The 22,392-nt window shown below is 67.8% G+C and carries 19 protein-coding genes; 7 read left to right on the top strand and 12 right to left on the bottom strand.

What is annotated here, in order from left to right; genetic code table 11:
• Positions 1–4: 4 nt before the first annotated feature.
• Both ABWO17_RS04180 and galE read right to left on the bottom strand, forming a co-directional pair.
• The gene (locus ABWO17_RS04180) at positions 5–1,252 is read right to left on the bottom strand and encodes an efflux RND transporter periplasmic adaptor subunit (protein ID WP_353116329.1); all 1,248 of its coding nucleotides are present in this window, start codon (positions 1,250–1,252) and stop codon (positions 5–7) included.
• Positions 1,253–1,680: 428 nt separating this feature from the next.
• Complete coding sequence (gene galE, locus ABWO17_RS04175; RefSeq protein ID WP_353116328.1) at positions 1,681–2,736, bottom strand: UDP-glucose 4-epimerase GalE; 1,056 nt, start codon at positions 2,734–2,736, stop codon at positions 1,681–1,683.
• A gap of 237 nt (positions 2,737–2,973) precedes the next feature.
• On the opposite strand from galE, the gene ABWO17_RS04170 reads away from it, so the two are divergent.
• Both ABWO17_RS04170 and ABWO17_RS04165 read left to right on the top strand, forming a co-directional pair.
• The gene (locus tag ABWO17_RS04170) at positions 2,974–4,185 is read left to right on the top strand and encodes a DUF3179 domain-containing protein (RefSeq protein ID WP_353116327.1); all 1,212 of its coding nucleotides are present in this window, start codon (positions 2,974–2,976) and stop codon (positions 4,183–4,185) included.
• Entirely contained in the window at positions 4,185–4,925 is a 741-nt protein-coding gene (locus tag ABWO17_RS04165) for an HAD family hydrolase (protein WP_353116326.1), read from the top strand. Before ABWO17_RS04170 ends, ABWO17_RS04165 begins: the two co-directional genes overlap by 1 nt.
• An 84-nt stretch (positions 4,926–5,009) precedes the next feature.
• On the opposite strand, the gene ABWO17_RS04160 is transcribed toward ABWO17_RS04165, so the two are convergent.
• Together ABWO17_RS04160 and ABWO17_RS04155 are read right to left on the bottom strand one after the other, a co-directional pair.
• Complete coding sequence (locus ABWO17_RS04160; RefSeq protein ID WP_353116325.1) at positions 5,010–5,270, bottom strand: Txe/YoeB family addiction module toxin; 261 nt, start codon at positions 5,268–5,270, stop codon at positions 5,010–5,012.
• Position 5,271: 1 nt separating this feature from the next.
• Entirely contained in the window at positions 5,272–5,535 is a 264-nt protein-coding gene (locus tag ABWO17_RS04155; protein ID WP_353116324.1) for a type II toxin-antitoxin system Phd/YefM family antitoxin, read from the bottom strand.
• Between the two features lie 160 nt (positions 5,536–5,695).
• Here ABWO17_RS04155 and ABWO17_RS04150 point away from each other — a divergent pair, with 160 nt between their 5' ends.
• Positions 5,696–6,268, top strand: coding sequence for a hypothetical protein (locus ABWO17_RS04150; protein ID WP_353116323.1), 573 nt, complete (start codon positions 5,696–5,698; stop codon positions 6,266–6,268).
• Positions 6,269–6,461: 193 nt separating this feature from the next.
• Here ABWO17_RS04150 and ABWO17_RS04145 read toward each other — a convergent pair whose 3' ends face one another.
• The 3 genes from ABWO17_RS04145 to ABWO17_RS04135 all read right to left on the bottom strand — a co-directional run bounded on the left by ABWO17_RS04145 (position 6,462) and on the right by ABWO17_RS04135 (position 8,513).
• The gene (locus ABWO17_RS04145; RefSeq protein WP_353116322.1) at positions 6,462–7,241 is read right to left on the bottom strand and encodes a class I SAM-dependent methyltransferase; all 780 of its coding nucleotides are present in this window, start codon (positions 7,239–7,241) and stop codon (positions 6,462–6,464) included.
• Between the two features lie 88 nt (positions 7,242–7,329).
• Positions 7,330–8,199: an HD domain-containing protein gene (locus ABWO17_RS04140; protein WP_353116321.1), complete on the bottom strand. Its 870-nt coding sequence runs from the start codon at positions 8,197–8,199 to the stop codon at positions 7,330–7,332.
• A 2-nt stretch (positions 8,200–8,201) separates the two neighbouring features.
• Positions 8,202–8,513, bottom strand: coding sequence for a hypothetical protein (locus tag ABWO17_RS04135; protein WP_353116320.1), 312 nt, complete (start codon positions 8,511–8,513; stop codon positions 8,202–8,204).
• 424 nt (positions 8,514–8,937) lie between these two features.
• On the opposite strand from ABWO17_RS04135, the gene dnaE reads away from it, so the two are divergent.
• From dnaE to ABWO17_RS04115, 4 genes are all read left to right on the top strand, one after another.
• Complete coding sequence (gene dnaE, locus ABWO17_RS04130) at positions 8,938–12,447, top strand: DNA polymerase III subunit alpha (RefSeq protein ID WP_353116319.1); 3,510 nt, start codon at positions 8,938–8,940, stop codon at positions 12,445–12,447.
• A 91-nt stretch (positions 12,448–12,538) separates the two neighbouring features.
• Positions 12,539–12,931, top strand: coding sequence for a 6-carboxytetrahydropterin synthase QueD (gene queD, locus ABWO17_RS04125; RefSeq protein WP_353116318.1), 393 nt, complete (start codon positions 12,539–12,541; stop codon positions 12,929–12,931).
• A gap of 181 nt (positions 12,932–13,112) precedes the next feature.
• Positions 13,113–13,730, top strand: a complete 618-nt coding sequence (locus ABWO17_RS04120; protein ID WP_353116317.1) for a MarC family protein — start codon at positions 13,113–13,115, stop codon at positions 13,728–13,730.
• A gap of 174 nt (positions 13,731–13,904) precedes the next feature.
• Positions 13,905–16,220, top strand: coding sequence for a methyl-accepting chemotaxis protein (locus ABWO17_RS04115; protein ID WP_353116316.1), 2,316 nt, complete (start codon positions 13,905–13,907; stop codon positions 16,218–16,220).
• 143 nt (positions 16,221–16,363) lie between these two features.
• On the opposite strand, the gene dxs is transcribed toward ABWO17_RS04115, so the two are convergent.
• The 5 genes from dxs to xseA form a co-directional block, all read right to left on the bottom strand.
• The gene (gene dxs, locus ABWO17_RS04110; RefSeq protein ID WP_353116315.1) at positions 16,364–18,304 is read right to left on the bottom strand and encodes a 1-deoxy-D-xylulose-5-phosphate synthase; all 1,941 of its coding nucleotides are present in this window, start codon (positions 18,302–18,304) and stop codon (positions 16,364–16,366) included.
• An 86-nt stretch (positions 18,305–18,390) separates the two neighbouring features.
• On the bottom strand, positions 18,391–19,338 hold the full coding sequence (locus ABWO17_RS04105; protein WP_353116314.1) for a polyprenyl synthetase family protein: 948 nt from the start codon (positions 19,336–19,338) through the stop codon (positions 18,391–18,393).
• Positions 19,322–19,564: an exodeoxyribonuclease VII small subunit gene (locus ABWO17_RS04100; RefSeq protein WP_353116641.1), complete on the bottom strand. Its 243-nt coding sequence runs from the start codon at positions 19,562–19,564 to the stop codon at positions 19,322–19,324. The genes ABWO17_RS04105 and ABWO17_RS04100 overlap by 17 nt, the downstream gene beginning before the upstream one ends.
• Positions 19,565–19,636: 72 nt before the next feature.
• A complete protein-coding gene (locus tag ABWO17_RS04095; RefSeq protein WP_502914878.1) occupies positions 19,637–20,704 on the bottom strand; it encodes a M23 family metallopeptidase in 1,068 nt (355 codons plus the stop codon).
• Positions 20,704–22,203 (bottom strand): exodeoxyribonuclease VII large subunit, encoded by a 1,500-nt coding sequence (gene xseA, locus ABWO17_RS04090; RefSeq protein WP_353116640.1) that lies wholly within the window; start codon positions 22,201–22,203, stop codon positions 20,704–20,706. Before xseA ends, ABWO17_RS04095 begins: the two co-directional genes overlap by 1 nt.
• Positions 22,204–22,392 lie beyond the last annotated feature (189 nt).

The following is a 22,392-nucleotide window of genomic DNA, read 5'->3' as shown; positions in this document are numbered from 1 at the left end:
CCCTCTACCCTTGCGCGGCCAGCCGGTCGCCGTCGGCCAGATCGGGGGCAGGATTGGTCACCACGCGGTCGCCGGGGGCAAGGCCCGCCGTCACGTCCAGCAGCACGCCCGAAGGTGCGCCCGCTTTCTCACCTGACCCATCACCGAACCCGTCACCCGATGGCAGGGGCAGCAGCCACAGTCCGTCCGTCCGTTCCAGCCCGTGCCAGCGCTGGCCCAGCCGCACCGGGCGCAGCCGCAGCACGCCGCCCGCGTCCGCCACGAAGACCACATCCAGATCACCGCGCCGCACCACGGCGGCGGCGGGCAGCAGCAGGCGCGATGCATGACCGGTAGACAGCAGCACCCGACCGAACATGCCGGTACGCGCGCCCGCCCGCACCATGTCCTGCGGCAATTGCGCCTTGAGGGTGAAGGTGCGGGTGGCCGCGTCCACCGAAGTCACCACGGCGGCCACGCGAGCGTCCCGCACGGACTGCGGGGGAGCGGAAAGCTGAGGGGACCCTGCCGCCGGGGCGGGTACCGGAACGGACGTGAGGGCGGGCACCTCCACCAGCACGGGCTGGTCCTGGCGCACCAGCGGCAGCAGTCCCTCGTCCACGGCGGCCACCAGGTCCACGGGACCGGAAAGGTCGTCCACCTGCGCCAGGGCCTGCCCGGCAGCCACGAAGGTGCCCGCATCGGCCAGGCGGCGCGCCAGCACCCCGCGCACCGGGCTGGTCAGGCGGCTGTAGCCGCGCGTTGCTTCCAGTTCGCGCTCCTGATGGCGCAGGGCAACAATGCGGCCCTCCAGCGCGGCGGTCTCCTCGCGCAGGGCGCCATGCTCGGCGATGGCCCGGTCGAAGTCGTCGCGGCTGACGCCGCCGGTGCGGACCAGTTCGGTCGTGCGGACAAGATTGGCGGCGGCATAGGCCAGCCGGGCCGCCGCCGCGTCGCGCTGGCGCTCCGCCGCCTGCCGTTCCGACCGGGTGGCGGCCACGCGCTCGGCCAGTTCCGTGTCGTCCACCTGCAATATGGGGGCACCGGGGGCCAGCAACGCCCCTTCCTCGGCATACACCGCCCCCACAGCGCCCGCGCCCTTGGCCGCCAGCGTTACCACCCGGCGGGCACGTACCGTGGCCGCAAAGGCACGACAGGTCACGGCCTCACGCGCGGCCAGCACCACCGTTTCCGCCTGCACCGTGCGCGGTGCCGAAGCGACTGGGGGCGATTCGCCGCACCCGGCCAGCGGCAACGTGATGCCAAACAGCACGGCCAGCGGCAGCAGCGCAGGGAAAGCCCCCCTCCATCGCCACACGCGGGCAAACGCGCCACGCCCCGCCTGCGCGCCGCAGGGGCACCGTTTTTCACCATGGTTGACTGAGGACGGACAGGTTGCGGACAATCTGGTAAAGGAGCGCATACTTCCGTGTAGCACTCCCCCCGCGAAAAAGGAACATCACCCGGTACGACGGGGTATTGCCCCGCCGCCACCTCCAACGGAAACGCCCCCGTTGCAGATGCGACGGAGGCGTCCTGTGATACTCTTCGGGATCATCCGGAGCAGTCGGGCAGTCCGGCGGGCGATGCGCCCCCCGTGGGACCGTTGCGCGGCAAGAGGACATGGCCCCCCCGTCGCGTGGCAGGGCGGCGCACCACCACCGCATGGATGGTCGGCAGGCCGCCCGCAACGCCGATGGCCTAGTACTTCTGGTCGCTATGCCAAGCCCAGGCGGTTTCGATGATCTCGCGGATGTCGGTAACCTTCGGGGTCCAGCCCAGTTCCCTGCCCGCCAGCGTGCTGTCCGCCACCAGTCGGGCCGGGTCGCCATCACGGCGCGGCCCCACGGTAAAGGGCACCTCGCGCCCGGTCACCCGCGCCGCCGCGTCGATGACCTGCCGCACGGTGAACCCCTGCCCGTTGCCGAGGTTGTAGTGCAGCGCGCCCTGCTTACCTGGTTCCGCCGTCAGCCCGTCCTGCAGCGCCGCCGTGCCCACGGGGGCGGCCAGCAGCCTGTCCAATGCGGCCAGGTGCGCGTCGCACAGGTCGTTGACGTGGATGTAATCGCGCACGCAGGTGCCGTCCGGGGTGTCGTAGTCGCTGCCGAACACGGTGAGCGCGGGCCCCGTGCCCAGCACCGCGCGCAGGATGTTGGGGATGAGGTGCGTTTCCGGTGAATGCGATTCGCCGATGCCGCCCGCCCGGTCCGCCCCTGCGGCGTTGAAGTAGCGCAGCGCCACGGAGCGCAGCCCGTAGGCCGTGGCATGGTCGGCCAGCATGCGTTCCACCATCAGCTTGGACGCGCCGTAGGGGTTCACCGGGGCCAGCGGATGCGTCTCGGCGATGCGCTCGGTAACCGGGTTGCCGTACACCGCCGCCGTGGACGAGAACACCAGCCGCAGCACGCCCGCCTCGCGCATGGCGTCCAGCAGGTTCAGGGTGCCGGTGACGTTGTTGGCGTAGTACAGTGCGGGTTCGCGCACCGATTCGCCCACCAGGCTGCGGGCGGAAAAGTGCATCACCGCGTCGATGCTGTGTTCGGCGAACACCCGGCGCAGGGCCTGGCGGTCCAGCAGGTCGCCGCGCACCAGGCCGCAATCGGGGGCGGCGGCATCCACGGCGTCGGCATGGCCGGTGGAAAGATTGTCAAAGATCACGGGCGTGCAGCCGCGCGCCACCAGCGCCCGCACCATGTGCGAGCCAATGTAGCCCGCACCGCCGCAGACCAGCACGTTGCAAATGGGTGTTTCGCCCATGGTTCCTCCTGAGGCGCCCCGAAAGGGCACCGTGGCCCGGCGGGACGGGGCATCCTTGCCCCATGCCGCCGTTTTCTCTATTCTTGCCCGGATGCCGATGCATCGGCCGCGCGCGCCGCTCTTCCGGGCCATGGTTTGCGGCCCACGCTTCGGGACAGGCCGCCGTCGCGCGCCCGCCACGCATGCCGGGGGCGATCCGCCCGCGCAACATGCTGTCAGCCAAGGAGAACCTAACACATGCGGCAACGGATGCAACCACACGGCGCCATCTTTCCGCCATACCGCGCCGGGCTGATCGGACGAATCGACCTGATCGGGCGAATCGGCCTGATTGCGGCCTGCCTTGCCGCCCTGTTGTGCCTTGCGGTGCCCGCCGCCGCCGGTCCGCGCACCGACGACGACCTGAAGCAACTGGCCGGGCAACTGCTGGAAACCGGGGTCAAGCCGGACGCCATTCCCGCCCTGTACCGCCCGGAATACACCACCACCATCAGCGCCGCCCTCAGCCTGGAGGACCCGGAGCCGGTCTTCGTGGTGCGCCTGCCCGACGGCCCGCGCATCTACCCCCAGCGCATCATGGTCTGGCACGAGGTCATCAACGAAGTTGTGGGCGACGCCACCTTCTGCATCACCTACAGCCCGCTCACCGGCGTGCTGGCCGCGTACAAGGGCCAGGCGGGCCGGTTCATGACCACCTTCGGCGTGGATGGGCGCCTGCTGCACAACAACACCGTGCTGTTCGACAGGGCCAGCGGCAGCCTGTGGTCGCAACTGCTGGGCATTGCCATCGACGGTCCCCTGCGCGGCAAGGTGCTGCAACGCATTCCCGCCTGGTGGACCACCTGGGGGCTGGCGCGCGCCGCCCTGCCCGATGCCAGGGTGCTGGCCACCCCCACGGCCATCCGCCGTTCGTACGGCAAGGATCCCTACGGCTCGTACCTGCTGCCCGGCACCTATTACGACGACGACCGCATCATGCACCCCGTGCCCAAGCTGGACAGGCGCATGAAACCCAAGACGCCCATCCTCGGCATGGACATGCAGGGCCAGCAACTGGCCATCGACGTGCCCGCCGTGCGCAAGGACGGCGTGGCCAACATCGACCAGGGCCCCACGCCGCTGCTGGCCGTGGTGGACAGGCGGCTGGACGTGATCCGGGTGTACGACCGCACGGTGTGGGGCAAACCCGCCACCTTCGCGCTGAAGAAAGGCAGTTCCAACCGACTGGTGGACACCGAGAGCGGCAGCGAATGGTCCATCGACGGCAAGGCCGAGGCCGGCCCCATGAAGGGCGCCGTGCTGAACGAGTTGATACCCGTCAACGCCATGTGGTTCGCCTGGTCCAGCTTTCACCCGGCAACACTGGTGGTGCCGGTCAACGATGCCTGGCCCGCGCCGGTCCAGCCCAAGCCCCAGTTGAACCTGCCGGGGCTGGCCCCGTTCCAGTGATGCCCCCCCGAACGCTGTATTGCACCGGAGTGGCCGTGCGCGCCGTGGTGTTCGATTTCGACGGCACCCTTGCCGCGCCCACGCTGGATTTCGGCGTGATGCGCCGCGCCGTGGCAGAGGCCATGCGGCCATATCTGGAGCTGCCGCAGCGCGCACATCCGCAGGACCTGCCTGACAGACGCGACCTGCCGGTAATGGAGTGGATCGCCCACGTGGCGGCCCTGCTGGCAACGCACGGCCACCGCGCCCGCGCCGACGCCCTGCATGCCGATGCCCACGCCGCCATCCGCCGCGTGGAGGTGGAGGCCGCCGCACGGGGCAACCTGTTTCCGTTCACCCGGCCCATGCTGGCCGCGCTGGCCGCACTGGACGTGTCCGTGGCCATCGTGACCCGCAACTGCCCGGAGGCGGTGCGGGCCGTGTTTCCCGACGTGGATACCCTGTGCCCTTGCCTGCTCACCCGCGACGACGTGCCCAGCGTGAAGCCCGACCCGGACCACCTGCTGCGCGCGCTGGACGCGCTGGGCCGTTCGCCCGGCGAGGCCCTGATGGTGGGCGACCACCCCATGGACATCGTGACCGGGCACCGCGCGGGCACCCTGACTGCCGGGGTAACCAGCGGCGAAAGCCCGGCCCACGCCCTGCACGACGCCGGAGCGCACGTGGTGGCCGCCGACTGCGGGGATTTGATGATCCGATTGGGGCTGGATGAAGTGGCCGAAATGGACGGCAGGGGATAGCCGGAATACGGCAATGGCCCGGAAACGGATTTTGTGCGAAGTGGCAAAACGGAAAGCGCCACAGCGCGCAGCGCGTGAAAATGGCTAGTAATGATACCGGCATTGCAGGACGACAAGCGCGGACGCTTTCTCGTCCAGCCTGTAGACCAGCCGGTGTTCACGGTCGATGCGGCGCAACCAGCATCCCGCAAGATCAAACCGGAGCGGTTCCGGCTTGCCCAGTCCGGAAAACGGAGTGCGCAGGGCGTCCCGGACGAGTTCGTTGACCCGCTTCACGACGCGCGCATCCGTGGCCTGCCAGTATAGATAGTCCTCCCAGGCTTGCGGCGGCCAGGCGAGAAGCACGTCAAACCCCGGCGTCCACAAGCTCGCGGGGTTCCGCCTCACCGGCATCGGCAGCGGACAAAGAGGCGCGCAGGCGCGCGGCATTGGCGGGGGACTGGAGAAGATAGGCGGTCTCCAGTATGCTGGAGTAGTCTTCCAGCGACATCAGCACCACGGAGCGAGCCTTCTGGCGGGTGATGATAATGGGCTGGTGCGAATCGCACACCCGCTCCATGGTCTGGGCAAGGTTCTGCCGGGCTTCGGAGTACGTGATGGCTTCAGACATGGCGATCCTCCTGACATGTACAAATATGCGTACATGCCATGACATGTCACGCCACGTCGCGGTCTGCGCTGCGGGACAGCCTGCCCCAGCCGCTCGCCGCGAACCCGGCGGGCAACCTCCCACACCCGGCCCAGCCGCATCGCATCCACAGGAGTCTGCAATGTCCCCATCCCCCGAATTCGCCGCCAACACCGTTCGCACCGCTCGTTGTTGCGCATCCCCAAGACGTTCCGGCATCCCCCGCGCCGCCGTCCTCGCGCTGCTGCTTGCCGCGGCCCTGTGCGCCGCCTGCGCCGGGCGGGTCTGCCCCCCGCGCGAAAGCTGCACCAAGCCGGTTTTCGAGCGGGTGCAGAACAAGGCTGTCACTGCCGGGCAACAGGCGGTGGTGCAAGGGCTGCTGGGCGTGCTGACCGGCACGGCCACCGGGCCCAAATTCACGGGCGAGGGGCTGCGGCTGGACATGTACCGCGCCTTCGACGAGGCCTTCACGGAAGAGGGCTATTCCCTCGACTCCACCCTGCGCGAGTTCCTCGGCAAGCACGAGGACACCGCCTACTACCGCGATGCCCTGACCTCTGGCCTGGTGCCGCTGCTGGCAACGCCCCTGTCCATCCTGCGCGTGGCCGACGCCCGCCAGCGCCTTCTGGCCGAGGGCCGGGTAACCCAGCCAACGCTGGACCTGGTGGCCGCCGTGCCCGCCGCCGCCACCGGAGAGGACACCGCCCAGGAATGACGCACGCGGCCCTGCCGCTATGGCGGGCACTGCACACGCACGCACACCAACGCGAAACGCCCGGCTTCGACCGGGCGTTTCGCGTTGGAGGCGAGAATGAAAGATGGTTGCGCGTCAGGTATGAAGCAGAACCAGAACAGGCCCGGAGAGGCATACAGCGAGCATGGTGCCTTCCAGCATGCCAGCCCCGCCGTCACTCCGCCCGGCTGTTCCGCTCCGCCAGCAGCAGCGCCCCGGCCCCGCCGAACAGCCGTTCACGGCGGATGACGGTCAACCCGGCCCGCTGCGCCAGCCCCTCCACCCCGCCACGGGCCATGAACCCCCGGAAATTGCGATAATGCTCTGCCCCGGCCAGCCGTTCCGGCAGGTGCACGAACAGGGCGGCGGGCAGGTCCAGGTTGCGTTCCGCCAGCCGGTAGTCCGCCAGCAGCACGCGCGGGGCCACGCGCAGGGCATCGGCCAGGGCCGCGTTGCCCGTGGCCTCCGGCATCTCGTGCAGGGCCAGCGACAGCACCACCGCGTCAAAGGCATTATCCGCGAAAGGCAGCACGCGCGCATCGGCGCGCAACAGCGGAAACAGCGGAAACAGGGGGAACAGGGGGGACCGCAAAAAAGGCAATGACGAAGGGGACGATGCGGCAAGCGGTACCGCATGCGACGTGCCGGATGGCCGGGTGCCGGCGGGCGGCGGGCAACCGCCCCCACTGGCCGCGTCGCGTTCGCAAGGCCGGGCCACGCGGATGGCCGACCGGGCCGCGCCCAGCATGGCCGGGGAAAGGTCCGCGCCAATGCAGGACACGCCCGCACCGCGCAGCACCGCGCATTGCCGCCCGGTGCCGCAGCAGGCATCCAGCACCCGCCGCAGCCCCTCGGCGCGGCAGACGTCGGCCACGGCCCGGCGCACCCCGTCCAGCACGGGGTTCAGCAACAGGTCGTACCATTGCGCGATGCGGGCGTAAGGGTCGGTGGTCATGGAAATTCCAGGATGTCGGGGAACGCGGGACGGCACACCGGAAAAGATGCGGCGGGCATACAACGCCCCACCCGCTCCCGGCACAGGGTTACGGGACCAGCGATTCCGGCGTTTCCGCCGCATCGTCCGTCATGCCGGGGCGGCAGTCCGTCATGTCGCTCTCGTCGTGCAGCGCCGCCAGTACCCGGCAGCGCAACTCGGCCATTTCCGGCACCTCGTCCGGCGAAGGCAGCCAACCCAGCATCTGCTCCACCCAACCGGATTCGCGCAGCAGCCTGCGCGAGGCGGTAAAACCCAGGTCGAAGCTCCAGCCGCACAGCAGGATGCGAAAATCGTTCAGGCAGCGCATGTCCGCATAGCTGGCCAGACGCCCGGCCCGCACCGCGTCCAGCACGGCGGGGCTCCACGCACCCTGCACTTCCGGCAGGTGCATTACCACCACGTCGTCGCGGGGGGCACCGGGTTCCATGTGGACAGCCAGCAACCGGAAAATGTCCAGCTTGTCGGCGTCGCGCACCACGCGGGTCACCTGGCGTGCACGCGGCGAAACCCCGGTCGGAATGGCAAAGCGGTTGTGCAGCACCACGGCGCAGGCGGCCAGGTGGCGCACGGCCGGGGCCTCGTCGTGCAGGGGACGTTCCTCGTTCAGGACGCGCCCGCCCAGCAGGCCGTGGTTGGTAGAGCGCGCATCGCTGAAGGTCTGCCAGCGCCGATACTGCAAAAACCGCCCGATGTCGTGGTACAGCGCGCCCAGCAGTGCCGCGCGGGCGCTGACCACGTCCATGATCCCCGCCGCCACGGCCTCGGCCACGATGACGCGGGCATTGCCCAGCACCAGCAGGGAATGTTCGCGCTTGAGTTCGATGTGCGCGTCATGCGCCGCATCACCGGTCAGGAAGCGGTCCACGTACTGGCCGAACCACGCCTCGTGCCGGGAAATGTCACGCTGGGCGTCCATGCTCACCGCCGCTCCCCTTCCGGGGACACGGGCGCCGATACATCCGGCCCCGCTTCGGCGCTGTCGCCCCGTGCCGCAAGCTCTGCCTCGCGCCGGGCGTCATCGCGCCGGGCCTCGTCGTTCCAGCGGTCCCAAGCCGGGTCGCGGAATATGCCCTTGGGTCCGTACAGAAAGCGCAGAAACCAGATGATGGACCCGAAAAAGGCAATGATCAGGACGTACTGCCCCGCTTTCTCCAGAACCAGCCCCCCCAGCCCCGCATCCGTTGCCACGGTGGCTGCGGTGGCCGCATGGGCCATGGTCACGTCGAACACGTCAACCTCCTGTGCCTTCGGCTGGCTCCTGTGCCTTCGGCTGGCTCCTGTGCCTTCGGCTGGCTCCTGTGCCGTCCGCTGACTGCGGCGGCAGCCGTGGTTGTACGCATTCCCCAACCGCCGGGCAAGCCGCGCGGCGGCAGTGACATCGTTGCCCCGGCATCGTGGCATGCATCCGTCCCGGCACGCCCGGCCCCAATCCGCCTCCAGTCCGCCTCCAGTCCGGCCCGAACAGGCCCCCACTCCGTCGTTGTGGGGGCGTCCCCCTTCTGCTAGGGTGTGTCATCCCCGTCACGGCACCGCCGCCGCCCCGCAGGGCGGCATCCAACGCGGCAACCATCCGGATTCACATGCGAACAGACAGACGACCAGGCACCGCGCCCGCGCGGCCTGCGCCGCCCTGTCGGGAATACGTCCAACGTCCATGTCCGATTTCGTCCATCTGCATTGCCATACCGAATACAGCCTGCTTGACGGGGCCATCCGCCTGAAGGACCTGTGCGCCAAGGCGGTGGACTTCGGCATGCCCGCCGCCGCCATCACCGACCACGGCAACCTTTACGGCGCCGTCTATTTCTACAATACCTGCAAGCAGTTCGGCATAAAGCCCATCATCGGGTGCGAGGTCTACGTGGCCAACGACCACACGGACAAGACCTCGGAACTGGCCCGCGTGCGCCACCACCTGGTGCTGCTGGCGCGCGACAACGAAGGCTACCACAACCTGGTCAAGCTGGTGACCCACGGCTTCCTGCACGGCTTTCACTACAAGCCGCGCGTGGACATGGACCTGCTGCGCCAGTATTCGGGCGGCATCACCGCCCTTTCCGCCTGCCTGGCCGGGCAGGTGCCGCGCGCGCTCTTGCGCAGCGGCATGGACGACGCCATCCGCATCGCCCGCGACTACGAAGCCATCTACCCCGGCAACTTCTATCTGGAATTGCAGTCCAACGGCCTGAAGGAACAGGACGAGCTGAACGAGAAGCTGCTGGAACTGGCCGATCACACCGGGCTGCCCCTGGTGGCCACCAACGACTGCCACTACCTGGAAGCCAGCGACGTGGAAGCCCACGACGTGCTGCTGTGCATCCAGACCCAGGCCAAGGTGGACGACGAGCGCCGGATGCGCTTCGAGACCAAGGAGCTGTACTACAAGTCGCCGGAGGAAATGGCCAAGGCGTTCGCCCACGTGCCCGACGCCGTGGCCAACACCGGGCGCATCGCCGAGCAGTGCGCGGTAAAGTTCGATTTCGGCAAGTACGTCTTTCCCGTGTATGCCCTGCCCGAGGGCATGACCCTGGAGGACGAGTTCCGCCGCCTCTCGCGCGAAGGGCTGAAGCGCCGCCTTGAGCGCCACCCCAACCGCGACACCATCGACCACGACCTGTACTGGCAGCGCCTTGAGCTGGAACTGAACGTCATCGGCCAGATGGGCTTTCCCGGCTACTTCCTCATCGTGCAGGACTTCATCAACTGGGCCAAGGACAACGGCATTCCCGTGGGTCCGGGGCGCGGTTCCGCCGCCGGTTCGCTGGTGGCGTGGTCGCTGCGCATCACCAACCTCGACCCCATTCCGTACAACCTGCTGTTCGAGCGCTTCCTGAACATCGAACGCGTGTCCATGCCCGATATCGACGTGGACTTCTGCGAACGCCGCCGTACCGAAGTCATCAAGTACGTGGGCGAGAAGTACGGCGAAGACATGGTGGCGCAGATCACCACCTTCGGGAAGATGAAGGCCAAAGCGGTGGTGCGCGACGTGGGCCGCGCCCTGGGCATGACCTTTCCCGAAACCGACCGCATCGCCAAGCTGGTGCCCGAAGACCTGAAGATGACGGTCAAGAAGGCCATCGACGCGGAACCGGACCTTGCCGCGCTGTACAAGACCGATCCGCAGATCCGCAAGCTGCTGGACGTTTCCATGCGGCTCGAAGGGCTGTCGCGCCACGCCTCCACCCACGCGGCGGGGGTTGTGGTGTCCGACAAGCCCATGCGCGACTACCTGCCGCTGTACCGGGGAAAGAAGGGTGAAATAGTCACCCAGTTCGACATGAAGATGGTCGAGAAGGTCGGGCTGGTGAAGTTCGACTTCCTGGGCCTGCGCACCATGACCCTGGTGCAGGATTCGCTGGACGAGATTGCCCGGCAGGGCAAGACCCCGCCCGACCTCGACACGCTGTCCCTGGACGACGCGGAGACCTACGAACTGTACTCGCGCGGGGACACCGACGGCATCTTCCAGGTGGAAAGTTCGGGCATGCGCCAGTACCTGCGCATGCTGAAGCCCTCGTGCTTCGACGACGTCATCGCCATGCTGGCCCTGTACCGGCCCGGCCCGCTGGGATCGGGCATGGTGGACGAATTCATCAAGCGCAAGCATGGCGAGGTGCCCGTCACCTACCCCCTGCCCTCGCTTGAAGACTGCCTGCGCGATACCTACGGCGTCATCGTGTACCAGGAACAGGTGATGCAGATCGCCCAGATCGCGGCGGGCTACACCCTTGGCGGCGCGGACCTGTTGCGCCGCGCCATGGGCAAGAAGAACGCCGAGGAAATGGGCCAGCAGCGCATCAAGTTCGTGGAGGGCGCGCAGAAGAACGGGGTGCCCAAGGCCACGGCCGACGAAATCTTCGACCTGATGGAAAAGTTCGCGGAGTACGGCTTCAACAAGTCGCACAGCGCCGCCTATGCGCTCATTTCGTACTACACCGCGTTCCTGAAGGTGCACTTTCCCACGGAATTCATGGCCGCCCTGCTCACGTCCGAAATGGGCAACCAGGACAAGCTGCTGAAATACGTGGCCGCCTGCAAGGACATGGGCATCGCCGTGTTGCAGCCCAACGTGCAGGCCAGCCGCCGCGAGTTCACCGTGCACGAGGGGGCCATCGTCTTCGGCCTTGGCGGCATCAAGAACGTGGGCGACGAAGCCATCCGCGAAATCGTGGACGCCCGCGAGGAAGGCGGGGTGTTTGCCTCGCTGCTGGACCTGTGCATGCGCGTGAACCTGCGCAAGGTGACCAAGCGCGTTCTGGAAAGCCTGATCAAGGGCGGCGCGTGCGACTGCCTTGGCTGCACCCGCGCGGGCATGCTGGCCGCGCTGGACAACGTGGTCAGCAAGGCCCAGAAGCGGCTGAAGGACAAGGAATCCAACCAGGTTTCGCTGTTCACCATGGTGCCGGAAGAGCCCGCCGTGTGCCCCGGCATCGGCTTTGACTGCGAAGAGCAGCAGGCCCAGGAATGGGACGACGACCAGAAGCTGCGCTTCGAGAAGGAGGCGCTGGGCTTCTTTCTGACCAGCCACCCGCTCCAGCCCTACCGCAAGGAACTGTTCCGCCTGCGCCTTACCCCGCTGGAAGAAACGCGGGACATGGCCCCCGGCATGTCGCTGAAGACCGCCGTGCTGGTCACCGGCATCAAGGAACACATGACCAAGAAGGGCGCGCGCATGGCCTTCCTGCAAGTGGAAGACCTGACCGCGTCCGGCGAGTGCGTGTTCTTTCCCGAACCCTACGCGGAGTTCCGCGAACTGCTGAAATCGGACCAGCCGCTGTTGCTGGAGGCCACCATCAGCAAGCAGCAGAACGACGACGGCGGCAGGAACGGGGGCGGGGGCGGGGACGGGTCCATGTCCGAGGAAGACGACGACATACCGCGCGAAATCAAGCTGCTGGGCGACAAGGTCATTCCGCTGGCCCGTGCCTGCGGCGCCAGCGACCAGCCCGTGACCATCGACATGCCCCTGCCCCGCGTGGAAGCCGCCAGCCTTGCCGCGTTGCGCGCCATTCTGGAACGGCATCGCGGCCCGGTGCCGGTGAACGTGCGGCTGGTGGTGGACGAATCCGAATGCCTGTTGCAGTTCGGCCCGCAGTGGATGGTGCAGCCCGGCCCCGCGTTCGAGACGGATATTGCGCACTGGACCGAAGGACCGGAGTAGCGCCGAGCCCTATCGGCAACAGCCTGAAAGCACCTGCGCCTTTCGTTTTTCTGGCCACATAGCTTTACCGCAATTGCTCAGGAGACACACCGTGAAGAAATCCATCTGGCGGCTTACCGTGCGCTCGGAGTTCTGCGCCTCGCACGCGCTGCGCCATTACGAAGGCAAATGCGAATCCATGCACGGCCACAACTTTGCCGTGGAAATGGTGGCCGAGGGCGACCGCCTGACCGGCGACACCGAAATCGTGCTCGACTTCAAGGTGCTGAAGCGCGAACTGAACGCGGTGCTCGACACCCTGGACCACAAGAACCTGAACGATGTTCCGCCCTTCGACACCGTGAACCCCTCGTCGGAGAATCTTTCGCGGCACATCTGGCAACAGTTGGCCCCGCGCCTTGCCCCGCACGGGGTACGCCTGCACGCGGTGACCGTGTCGGAAAAGGCCGCCCAGTCGGCCACCTACATGGAAATAGAGGAATAGCCGCACGCGGCGGCGGTCCCGCCCAGCCTTTTCCGCCCGGCGGCACCCGCAACAGCGCGGCCCCGCCGGGCGAGCCATTTTGCCTGCCTTTCCACGCCCGCCAACGGCGGCATCGCCCAAACCACCCGAGCCCCAAACGACCACCCGCCCAAAGCGGCCCTTCACCAAGAACGGATATGCCATGTTCGACGCCTTCAACTTCCGCATCGCCTTCGAGATCGCCCTGCCGCTGTTCCTGATCATGGACCCGGTAGGCAATGCCGCCGCCTGCCTCGGCATGCTGCGCGAACACGGCGAGGCCCGGCAGCGCGCCATCCTGCGGCGTGAGCTGCTGTTCGCCCTCGGCATCATCCTGGGCTTTCACGTGCTGGGTGATGCACTGCTCGGCATGCTGGAGATAGAACAATCCACCCTGCGCCTGTCCGGCGGGCTGATCCTGTTCATCATTTCCATGAAAATGGTCTTTCCCCCGCAGGAAGGCGACACCGAGGCGGTGGCGCACGACCCGTTCATCGTGCCCATTGCCGTGCCGCTCATCGCCGGGCCTTCGCTGCTGGCGGCGGTGATGGTCTTTGCCCGGCAGGCCCAGGGCGGCATGATGGCCCAGGTCAACGTGGTGGCGGGCATCCTGATGGCCTGGACGGCCACCGCCGCCATCATGGCCTTTACCCCGGACATCGCCCGATTGCTGGGGCCGCGCACCATGCGCGCCATGGAGCGGTTGATGGGCCTTGTGCTCATTATGATGGCCGTGCAGATGCTGGAAAACGGCATACGCCTGTTCGTAACATCACTGTAACGTCACTGCGACAAGCTCCGACATTTCTTTCGCTCGAGTGGCGCATTCCGTGTATCGGATGCGCCACTTTTGTTTTCCCCCATACCCCCATAGTGCCCCCATTCCTTGACAGAACCCGTGCTCTGGCGCTACATTTCATGCAAGATAGAAACTTTGCATCCTTTGGGGGGTTCCATGAGCGTCAAAAGCGTCGCACCGGTATTCATCGTTTCCGTCATGCTTGCCGTCATCGCAGCATTTGGCGGCATCACATACTACGTAACGGATTCCTCGTACCGCATGACGCTGGAATTGGAACAGCACGCCATGGAACAGGCAGGGACAAGCGCGCGCGATGCGCTTGCACTGTACGTGCAGAACTTTACCAGCACCATCAACCAACTTGCCAAGCAGCGCCTGGTGCAGGAAGCACTGACCGGCGATGCCACCACCGCCCAGAATCGCCTGAAGGACGTGGTACGCGGCGACGGCAACATCTGGTCGGTCATCGTGTTCGACGACAAGGGCATCATTCGCGCAGGCATCAACGCCGACATGGAAGACCTGACCGGCGGCACGCGCGGTGACCGCGACTACTACAGGGCGGTGATGGCCGGGCAGGACACCTTCATCGGCAAGTCCGTCATCACCGCCAAGAGCGGCGGCGGCAACATGTTCATCTTCGTGGCGGTGAAGGCCGTCCGCGATGCTGGCGGTCGCGTCATCGGCGGGGTGGGCATCTTCCCGCGCTGGGAAAACTTCACCTCCGTCTTCGTCAACGGGCTGCACTTCGGCCAGCGCGGCTACGGTTTCATGCTGGACGGCAGCGGGCGCGTCATCGCCCACCCCGACAAGGCCATGATGCTGAAGGACGTGACCGAACACGAATTCGTCCGCACCGCCCTGTCCTTGAAGAACGGCAACGTCTTCTACGACTGGAAGGATGGGCGCAAGTGCCTGACCGTCACCACCGAACCGGTCACGGGCTGGCTGGTGTGCATGAGCGCCTACACGGACGAGCTGGCCGGCATGGCCACCCGGCAGCGCAACACCCTGTTGGGCATCGGCGCTGCCGCGCTGCTGGTGCTGGGGAGCGTGATATCGCTGCTGGTGCGGCGGCTGGTGGCCCGCCCGGTGGCGGACATAGAGGCGTTTACCCGCGCCGTGGCCGGTGGCGACCTGAAGGCCACCCTGCACCAGGATTTCAGATATGAATTCCGCAGCCTTGGCGACAACGTGCGGGCCATGGTGGGCGAACTCAAGAACAAGCTGGGCTTTGCCCAGGGGCTGCTGGACGGCATCACCCTGCCCTGCGTGGTAGCCGGGCCGGACCAGCGGGTGCTGTTCGTCAACCGCGCCACCCTCGACTACATGCAGATCGACGGCGACCCGCAGGCCTTCATGGGGGTGCCGGTGGGGCGCATCTTTCATGGCGACGACAACCATGCCACGGTCATCGGCACCAGCATGAGCGAGCGCCGCGCCCAACGCGGCGTGCAGACGGAACTGGCGGGCCGCAAGGGCGCGCGGCTGCACGCCAGCGTGGATGCCGCCCCCATGTACGACCTGGACGGCACGCTCATCGCCGGGTTCGCCCTGATTTCGGACCAGACGGACATCAAGACCCAGCACGCCCGCATCGAACAGCAGAACCAGCGCATCGCCCACGCGGCGGTGAAGGCCGACGAGGTGGCCAACATGCTGGCCTCGGCCTCCGAGCAACTGGCCGCGCAGATCGAACAGTCCTCTCGCGGCAGCGACGAGCAGCGTGGCCGCACGGCAGAGGCTGCCGCCGCCGTTGAGGAAATGAACGCCGCCGCCATGAGCGTGGCGCGCAACGCCGCCGAAACAGCAGATCTGGCCGATTCCGCCCGCGCGCAGGCCCAGGAGGGGGCGCGGCTTGTGGAATCGGTGGTGAACACCATCAACGCCATCAACGGCCAGGCGGAAAGCCTGAAGACCGACATGACCGAACTGGGCCGCCAGGCTGACGGCATCGGCCAGATCATGACCGTCATCGCCGACATTGCCGACCAGACCAACCTGCTGGCGCTGAACGCCGCCATCGAGGCGGCCCGGGCCGGTGACGCCGGGCGCGGCTTTGCCGTGGTTGCCGACGAGGTGCGCAAGCTGGCCGAAAAGACCATGACCGCCACCAGCGAGGTGGGCAGCTACATCCGCTCGGTGCAGCAAAGCGCGCGGGACAACATCCGGAGCACGGAAAACACCACCGCCGCCATCGTGGACTGCACCCGCACCGCCAACCTTTCCGGCGATTCGCTGCGCAGCATCGTGGGGCTGGTGGAACGCACCTCGGACAACGTGCGCGCCATCGCGGCGGCCAGCGAGCAGCAGTCCGCCGCCAGCGAACAGGTGGGGCGCGGGACGGAAGACATCAACCGCATCGCCTCGGAAACGGCGGAAGCCATGGGACAATCGTCGCAGGCCGTGTCCGAACTGGCCCGACTGGCCGTGGAGCTGAAATCCATCATCGCGGAGATGCGGGCGTAATACGCAGCGCCAGCTACTCCGGGACATCGAAATTGCCGCAGCTGACAACCTTACCAACACATGCAAAACGAACGGCGGCGGGAGCATACTCCCGCCGCCGCATTCATTGCATGATGTTCCGCAACCAGTAATGTCTGCCTGACCTACTCCAGCCTCAGCATGGACCGCAGGGCCTCTTCGATGCCGTCCACGCACAGGCCCAGTTTGGCCCGCAGTTCCTTCTGGCTGCCGTGCTCCACGAAGTGGTCGGGCACACCCAGCCTGCGGATGGCCTGCCCGCGCAGCGCGCCGTGGTCGGCCAGACATTCCAACACGGCAGAGGTAAAGCCACCCGCCAGGGCGTTTTCCTCTATCAGCAGCAGCGCGTCGTGGGTGGCGGCCAGTTCCAGCAGTTGGTCCACGGGAAGAGGCTTGACCCAGACCGCGTCGAACACGGTGACCTGACGGCCGGATTCCTCGGCCACCCGTTCCGCCGCCTCCAGCGCCGGGGCCACCCGGCTGCCGCAGGCGATGACGGCCAGCCCTTCGCCCTGCTTCAGCACCTCGCCCCGGCCAAGGGGCAGCACCTCGCCGCGCGGAGGCAACACGGCCCCCGTGCCCACGCCGCGCGGGTAACGTATGGCCACCGGCGCATCCAGGGCCAGGGCGGTGCGCATGGCGTTGCGCAGTTGCGCCTCGTCGCGCGGGGCCAGGATGTGCATGTTGGGAATGTGGCGCAGATAGGAAATATCGAACACCCCGTGGTGGGTGGGGCCGTCCTCGCCCACCAGCCCGGCCCGGTCCACGCAGAAGACCACCGGCAGGTTCTGGATGCACACGTCGTGCACCACCTGGTCGTACGAGCGTTGCAGGAAGGTGGAATAGATGGCCACGAACGGTCGCAGCCCCTGCGTGGCAAGGCCTGCGGCAAAGGTCACCGCGTGCTGCTCGCAGATGCCCACGTCCACGAACCGCTCCGGGTGGCGCGTACAGAAACAGCTGGTACCGGTGCCTTCGGGCATGGCGGCGGTAATGGCCATGACCCGCTTGTCCTCGTCCGCCAGCATGCACAGGGTGTCGCCGAACACCTCGGTGAAGCTGGGCAGCGCCGGGGCATCGGCCAGCTTGGCGGCCTTGCCCGTTTCCGGCTCGAAGCGGCCCACCCCGTGGAAGTGGGTGGGGTTGGTCTCTGCCGGGGCGTAGCCCTTGCCCTTGCGGGTCAGCACGTGCAGCAGCACCGGCTCGTCCAGGGTGCGGGCCATGTCGAAGGTGCGGGTCAGCGCCTTGACGTCGTGCCCGTTCACCGGGCCGATGTAGTTGAACCCGAACGCCTCGAACAGCATGCCCGGCGTGAAGAACCCCTTCAGGCTGTGCTCGCTGCGCTTGGCGTAGCCCAGCATGTCCTCGCCGATGCCGGGGATGGAACGCATGAAGGTTTCCATGTCCTTCTTCATGCGGCGCACCCAGCGCTTGGACAGGTTGCGGCTGAGGAACAGCGACAGCGCCCCCACGTTCTTGGAAATGGACATCTCGTTGTCGTTCAGCACGACGATGAGCTTGCGGTCCATGGCCCCGGCCTGGTTCAGCCCTTCGAAGGCAAGGCCCGCAGTCATGGAGCCGTCGCCGATGACGGCCACCACGTTGTGGTCGCCCCCGGCCAGGTCGCGCGCCATGGCCATGCCCAGCGCTGCCGAAATGGACGTGGAGGAATGCCCCACCCCGAAATGGTCGTACGGGCTTTCCGCCATCTTGGGAAAGCCGCTGATGCCGCCGCCCCTCCGCAGGGTATGGAACACGTCGGCGCGTCCCGTCAGCAGCTTCCAGGCGTACGCCTGATGGCCCACGTCCCAGATGACCTTGTCGCGCCCGGCATCGAACGAACTGAGCAGCGCAATGGTCAGTTCCACCACGCCCAGCGAGGGGGCAAGGTGCCCGCCGTTGCGGGACACGGTGGCAATGATGCGCTGGCGCAACTCGTCGGCCAGTTGCTGCATCTGTTCGGGCGCCAGCCCGGCCACGTCGCGCGGGTTGGCTATGGAATCCAGAAGGGGCGTACCAACAAGCTGCCCTTGGGGAGAACGCGAGGGCGATAGCTGCTCGGTCATGCGTGGGTATCCGTTATCGGGCCGCGCGGAGCGCGCCCGGTGGTGCAAGGCGTTGTTGTCGTGCCGTAAAATGCTCTCGCGCCGCGTCAGGAAGCGCGATCGACGATATAGCTCGCCAGGCTGCGCAGGAAATCGGCGTCCGGCCCTGTGTAGGGCGCCAGCCGTTCGATGGCCGCGTCGGCCCGTTCGCGGGCCAGGGCGCGGCTGCGCTCCACGCCCAGCAACGACGGATAGGTGGTCTTGCCCTGCTCCGCGTCGCTGCCCACGGGCTTGCCGATTTCCGCCTCGTCGCCCACTTCGTCAAGAATGTCGTCCACGATCTGGAAGGCCGCGCCAATGTGCGCGCCGTAGTCGGCGATGCGGGCCTGCGCGTCGGCGTCGGCACCCGCCAGCAGCGCGCCGGACAGGCACGACGCGCGCAGCAGCGCCCCGGTCTTCATGGCGTGCATGGCGGCCATTTCGTCCAGGGTCACGCCCGTGCGACCGGTGTACTCCATGTCCAGCGCCTGGCCGCCCACCATGCCGGGGGCACCGGCAGCGCGGGCCACCACGCGCAAGGCGGCGAGGACGTTGGCGGCGGGGATGGCGGGGATGGCGGCGTCTTCGCCACAGGCTCCCGCATCCGCCCCGACACCAGCCCCCACACCGGCCATGAAATCGAAGGCATCGGTGAGCAGGCCGTCACCGGCCAGAATGGCCGTGGCCTCGTCGAACATCTTGTGGTTCGAGGGCTTGCCGCGCCGCAGGTCGTCGTCATCCATGGCGGGCAGGTCGTCGTGGATGAGCGAATAGGTGTGGATCATCTCGATGGCGGCTGCAAAGGGCATCACACGCCCCGCTGGCAGGCCGAACAGCGCGGCGGTGGTCAGGCACAGCACCGGGCGCACCCGTTTGCCGCCCGCGTTCAGGCTGTATTCCATGGAGGCGCGCAGCCGCGCGGGAATGCCCCGGTCGGCCAGACACGCGGCCAGGTAGCGTTCCACCCCGGCGGCGGCATCGCGCAGGCGGGCCTTGATTTCACTCGGCGTCAGCATCGTCCCCCACCCCTTCGAATTCCGTCAGGCCACCTTCGGTGAACAGGCGTATCTCGTTGCGGGCCGTGCGCAACCTGTCGCGGCAGGCGCGGGACAGGCCCAGCCCTTCCTTGTACAGGGCCACGCTGCGCTCCAGCGGCAGGTCGCCCGCTTCCAGCGCGGCCACCACCTCTTGCAGGCGGGCCATGGCGGCTTCGTAATCCACTGCGGCCTCGGCCTTTTCCACAACGCCATCAACACCGTCACCACCGACGGGGGCCTCTGCCCCCGCATTCTTTCGTGCGCGCGCGGCCATGCGTTACTCCCTTGTGGTCGCGCCCGCGTTCGCGGGCGCCCTCTCCAACGATATCTGAGGGTCCAGCAATACCTGAGGGTCCACCATGTCGCCAAGCACCGCCATGCCGAAATGCAGATGCGGCCCGGTGACCCGACCCGTGCTGCCCACCTTGCCGATGACCCGGCCCCGCGCCACCATCTGGCCGGGGGCCACGTCCGTGGCGGACAGGTGAAAATACATGCTGACGACGCCCATACCGTGGTCGATGTACACGGAATTGCCCGCAAAATAATGATTCTCGGCCAGCACCACCCGCCCTGCCGCACACGCCTTCACCGGTTCGCCCGCCTCGCCGCGCAGGTCCAGCCCGCGATGCAGCGCGCGCGGTTCGCCGTTGAACACCCTGCGCAGGCCGAACAGGCTGGACACCTCACCCGGCACGGGCCGTTGCATGGGCAGCATCCACAGCCGTTCCGGAGTGCGCAGGGCCAGCGCTGCCTTCACGCGGGCGCGCTCTGCCTCGTGGCGGTCCAGCGCGGCCTTGTCCGGGTTGACGTACTTGCCTTCCACGGTCAGGCGCTGCTCCGGATAGGCGGCGCGAACCACGGCGATGGCGCGGGTAACCGCTGGCGCGGCCTTGGGCTGCCCGGCGGGGCGGGCGCGCAACGTCTCCGTGCCCGGCTTTGTATCCAGCGGCACGGCCAGGATGGCCTGCCCGGTCCAGCGGGCGGGGGCGGCGGAACCGGCAGAAGGTAGGGCAGAGGGTCCGGCAGCGGAACTGGCGTCAACGCCGGCAAGAGTGGGCACCACGGGCACAATGACGGACTCGCCGCGCCAGTCCAGCACCACGTCGCCAGGGGCATCCGCCGTCACTGTGACCACGAAGGGCTTGCCGTCGCCGGTGGATTCCGGCGCATCCAGCGCCAGCACCGCCGCCCGTGCGGGCGAGGCCGATGCAGCCAGCAGCAGGGGCGACAACAGGACCGCCAGCATGGCCGACACTACGCCCAGCCCGCGGCCCGCCGTCAGCAACGACCACAGGCCAGCGGCCCCTCGGCCATCCCGCCCAGCAAACGGAAAACACTGCATCACGAAATATCTCCGGCGCCCCGCTCCGTGGCGCCCGTTCCGGCATTGCCGCCGTTATCGCCGTTTCCCACAGTGCGGCCAGCATCGGTTACGCCGCCCTGCTCCGTCATCCGTCCGGGCTGTGCCCCGTGCACGGTCACGTCCACCTCGCCGTCGCGCACCAGCACGGCCAGCGCATCGCCGGGGGCAACCTCGGCCACGCTGCGCAGAAAACCGCCGTCGGCCCGGCGCACCAGACTGTAGCCGCGCTCCAGCGGGCGCAGCGGGTCCAGCGCGTCCAGCCGCAGGGCGCAACGTTCCAGTTCGTGCTCGCGCCCGGTCACCGCGCCTTCGCCCGCCCAATGCAGGCGCGCTGCCAGCGCGTCAACCGCCCGTTCACGGCGTTCCCACGCCTCCGGCCCCAGCGCACGGGCCAACGCTGCGTCCGCCGTGTCCAGCCACGCCGCATCGCGCCGGGTCAGCATCTCCCACGCCCGGCCCAACCGGGCTGCCGCGTCGGCAAAGCGTTCGTCCAGCCGGGCCAGCGCCCGTTCCGGCGACAGCCAGGCCAGTCCGCGCAGCAGGGAACCCAACTGCTCGTCCAGCCGGGCAAAGCGCCGCTCCATGCTCCGCGTCAGGGCCATTTCCAGTTCGTCCACACGCTGCGCCAGTTCGCGCCGTTCCGGCCACAGCAACTGCGCCGCATGGGTGGGTGTGGCCGCGCGCATGTCGGCGGTCATGTCGGCCATGGTGTGGTCCACCTCGTGCCCGATGCCCGCCAGCACCGGCAAGGGGCTGGCGAACACCGCTGTGGCCACCCGCTCGTCGTTGAAGGCCCACAGGTCTTCCAGCGAGCCGCCGCCGCGAATCAGCACCGCCACCTGCGCCCAGCCCTGCGCGGCCACCTCGGCCAGCGCCGCCGCAATGCGCGGGGGGGCCTCATCGCCCTGCACCGGCACCGGGTGGATGCGTATCTCGCAGCCCCAGCCGCGCTCGTCCGCCATGCGCAGGAAGTCGCGCACCGCCGCCCCGCTGGGGGCCGTGACCACCGCCACCCGCCCGGGATGCCTTGGCAGTGGCCGCTTGCGCGCCGCGTCGAAATATCCCCGCTCGGCAAGGCGGGCCTTCAGCGCCTCGAACTGGGCGTGCAGCCGCCCCAGGCCCGCGTCCTGGGCCATTTCGACCACCAACTGGTAGCCGCCGCGCGGCGGGTACACCGTCAGCCGCCCCGCGCACAAGAGTTCCTGCCCGTTGGCCATGGTGCGGGCAAGGCCGGGACGCGGCCCGTCCTCGAACACCTCGCCGGTCATGGGATCGAAATGCTCCGCGTCGCGCTGGTTGCCCCGGAACCACACGCAGTTCAGCACCGCGTCCTCGTCCTTGAGCGCGAAATAGCAATGCCCCGAGGCCGGGCGCGACAGGTTGCTCACCTGCCCGCGCACCCACACAAAGGGAAATCCGCCCTCAATGGCGGCCCGGATGGCCCGGGTCAATTCTCCTACGGTGTAGATGGTGCTCATGGCGTTGCAGATGCGGTGTTCGTGCATCGGGGAGGGGACCCTTTGCGCGTTGCGGTCGCCATCCGTAATGCTCGGAGACTCGCATAACGGCTGCCGCAAGGGTCTCCCTCCCCGAACCCCTCCCCCCCCCAAACTTTTTCATCGAGGTTTGCTTCGACTGTGACAAGCCGAACGGCGAGGGACGCACCA

Source organism: Nitratidesulfovibrio sp. (assembly GCF_040373385.1).
In the GTDB taxonomy this organism is placed as follows: Bacteria; Desulfobacterota; Desulfovibrionia; order Desulfovibrionales; family Desulfovibrionaceae; genus Cupidesulfovibrio.
This window is presented reverse-complemented; position numbering and strand designations above follow the sequence as displayed.

Bases quoted from the DNA above. Each gene is read 5' to 3' on its own strand.
- galE (WP_353116328.1), bottom strand. From the start codon at position 2,736: ATGGGCGAAACACCCATTTGCAACGTGCTGGTCTGCGGCGGTGCGGGC.
- ABWO17_RS04170 (WP_353116327.1), top strand. From the start codon at position 2,974: ATGCGGCAACGGATGCAACCACACGGCGCCATCTTTCCGCCATACCGC.
- ABWO17_RS04165 (WP_353116326.1), top strand. From the start codon at position 4,185: ATGCCCCCCCGAACGCTGTATTGCACCGGAGTGGCCGTGCGCGCCGTG.
- ABWO17_RS04155 (WP_353116324.1), bottom strand. From the start codon at position 5,535: ATGTCTGAAGCCATCACGTACTCCGAAGCCCGGCAGAACCTTGCCCAG.
- ABWO17_RS04150 (WP_353116323.1), top strand. From the start codon at position 5,696: ATGTCCCCATCCCCCGAATTCGCCGCCAACACCGTTCGCACCGCTCGT.
- ABWO17_RS04145 (WP_353116322.1), bottom strand. From the start codon at position 7,241: ATGACCACCGACCCTTACGCCCGCATCGCGCAATGGTACGACCTGTTG.
- ABWO17_RS04140 (WP_353116321.1), bottom strand. From the start codon at position 8,199: ATGGACGCCCAGCGTGACATTTCCCGGCACGAGGCGTGGTTCGGCCAG.
- dnaE (WP_353116319.1), top strand. From the start codon at position 8,938: ATGTCCGATTTCGTCCATCTGCATTGCCATACCGAATACAGCCTGCTT.
- ABWO17_RS04120 (WP_353116317.1), top strand. From the start codon at position 13,113: ATGTTCGACGCCTTCAACTTCCGCATCGCCTTCGAGATCGCCCTGCCG.
- ABWO17_RS04115 (WP_353116316.1), top strand. From the start codon at position 13,905: ATGAGCGTCAAAAGCGTCGCACCGGTATTCATCGTTTCCGTCATGCTT.
- dxs (WP_353116315.1), bottom strand. From the start codon at position 18,304: ATGACCGAGCAGCTATCGCCCTCGCGTTCTCCCCAAGGGCAGCTTGTT.
- ABWO17_RS04105 (WP_353116314.1), bottom strand. From the start codon at position 19,338: ATGCTGACGCCGAGTGAAATCAAGGCCCGCCTGCGCGATGCCGCCGCC.
- ABWO17_RS04095 (WP_502914878.1), bottom strand. From the start codon at position 20,704: ATGCAGTGTTTTCCGTTTGCTGGGCGGGATGGCCGAGGGGCCGCTGGC.
- xseA (WP_353116640.1), bottom strand. From the start codon at position 22,203: ATGAGCACCATCTACACCGTAGGAGAATTGACCCGGGCCATCCGGGCC.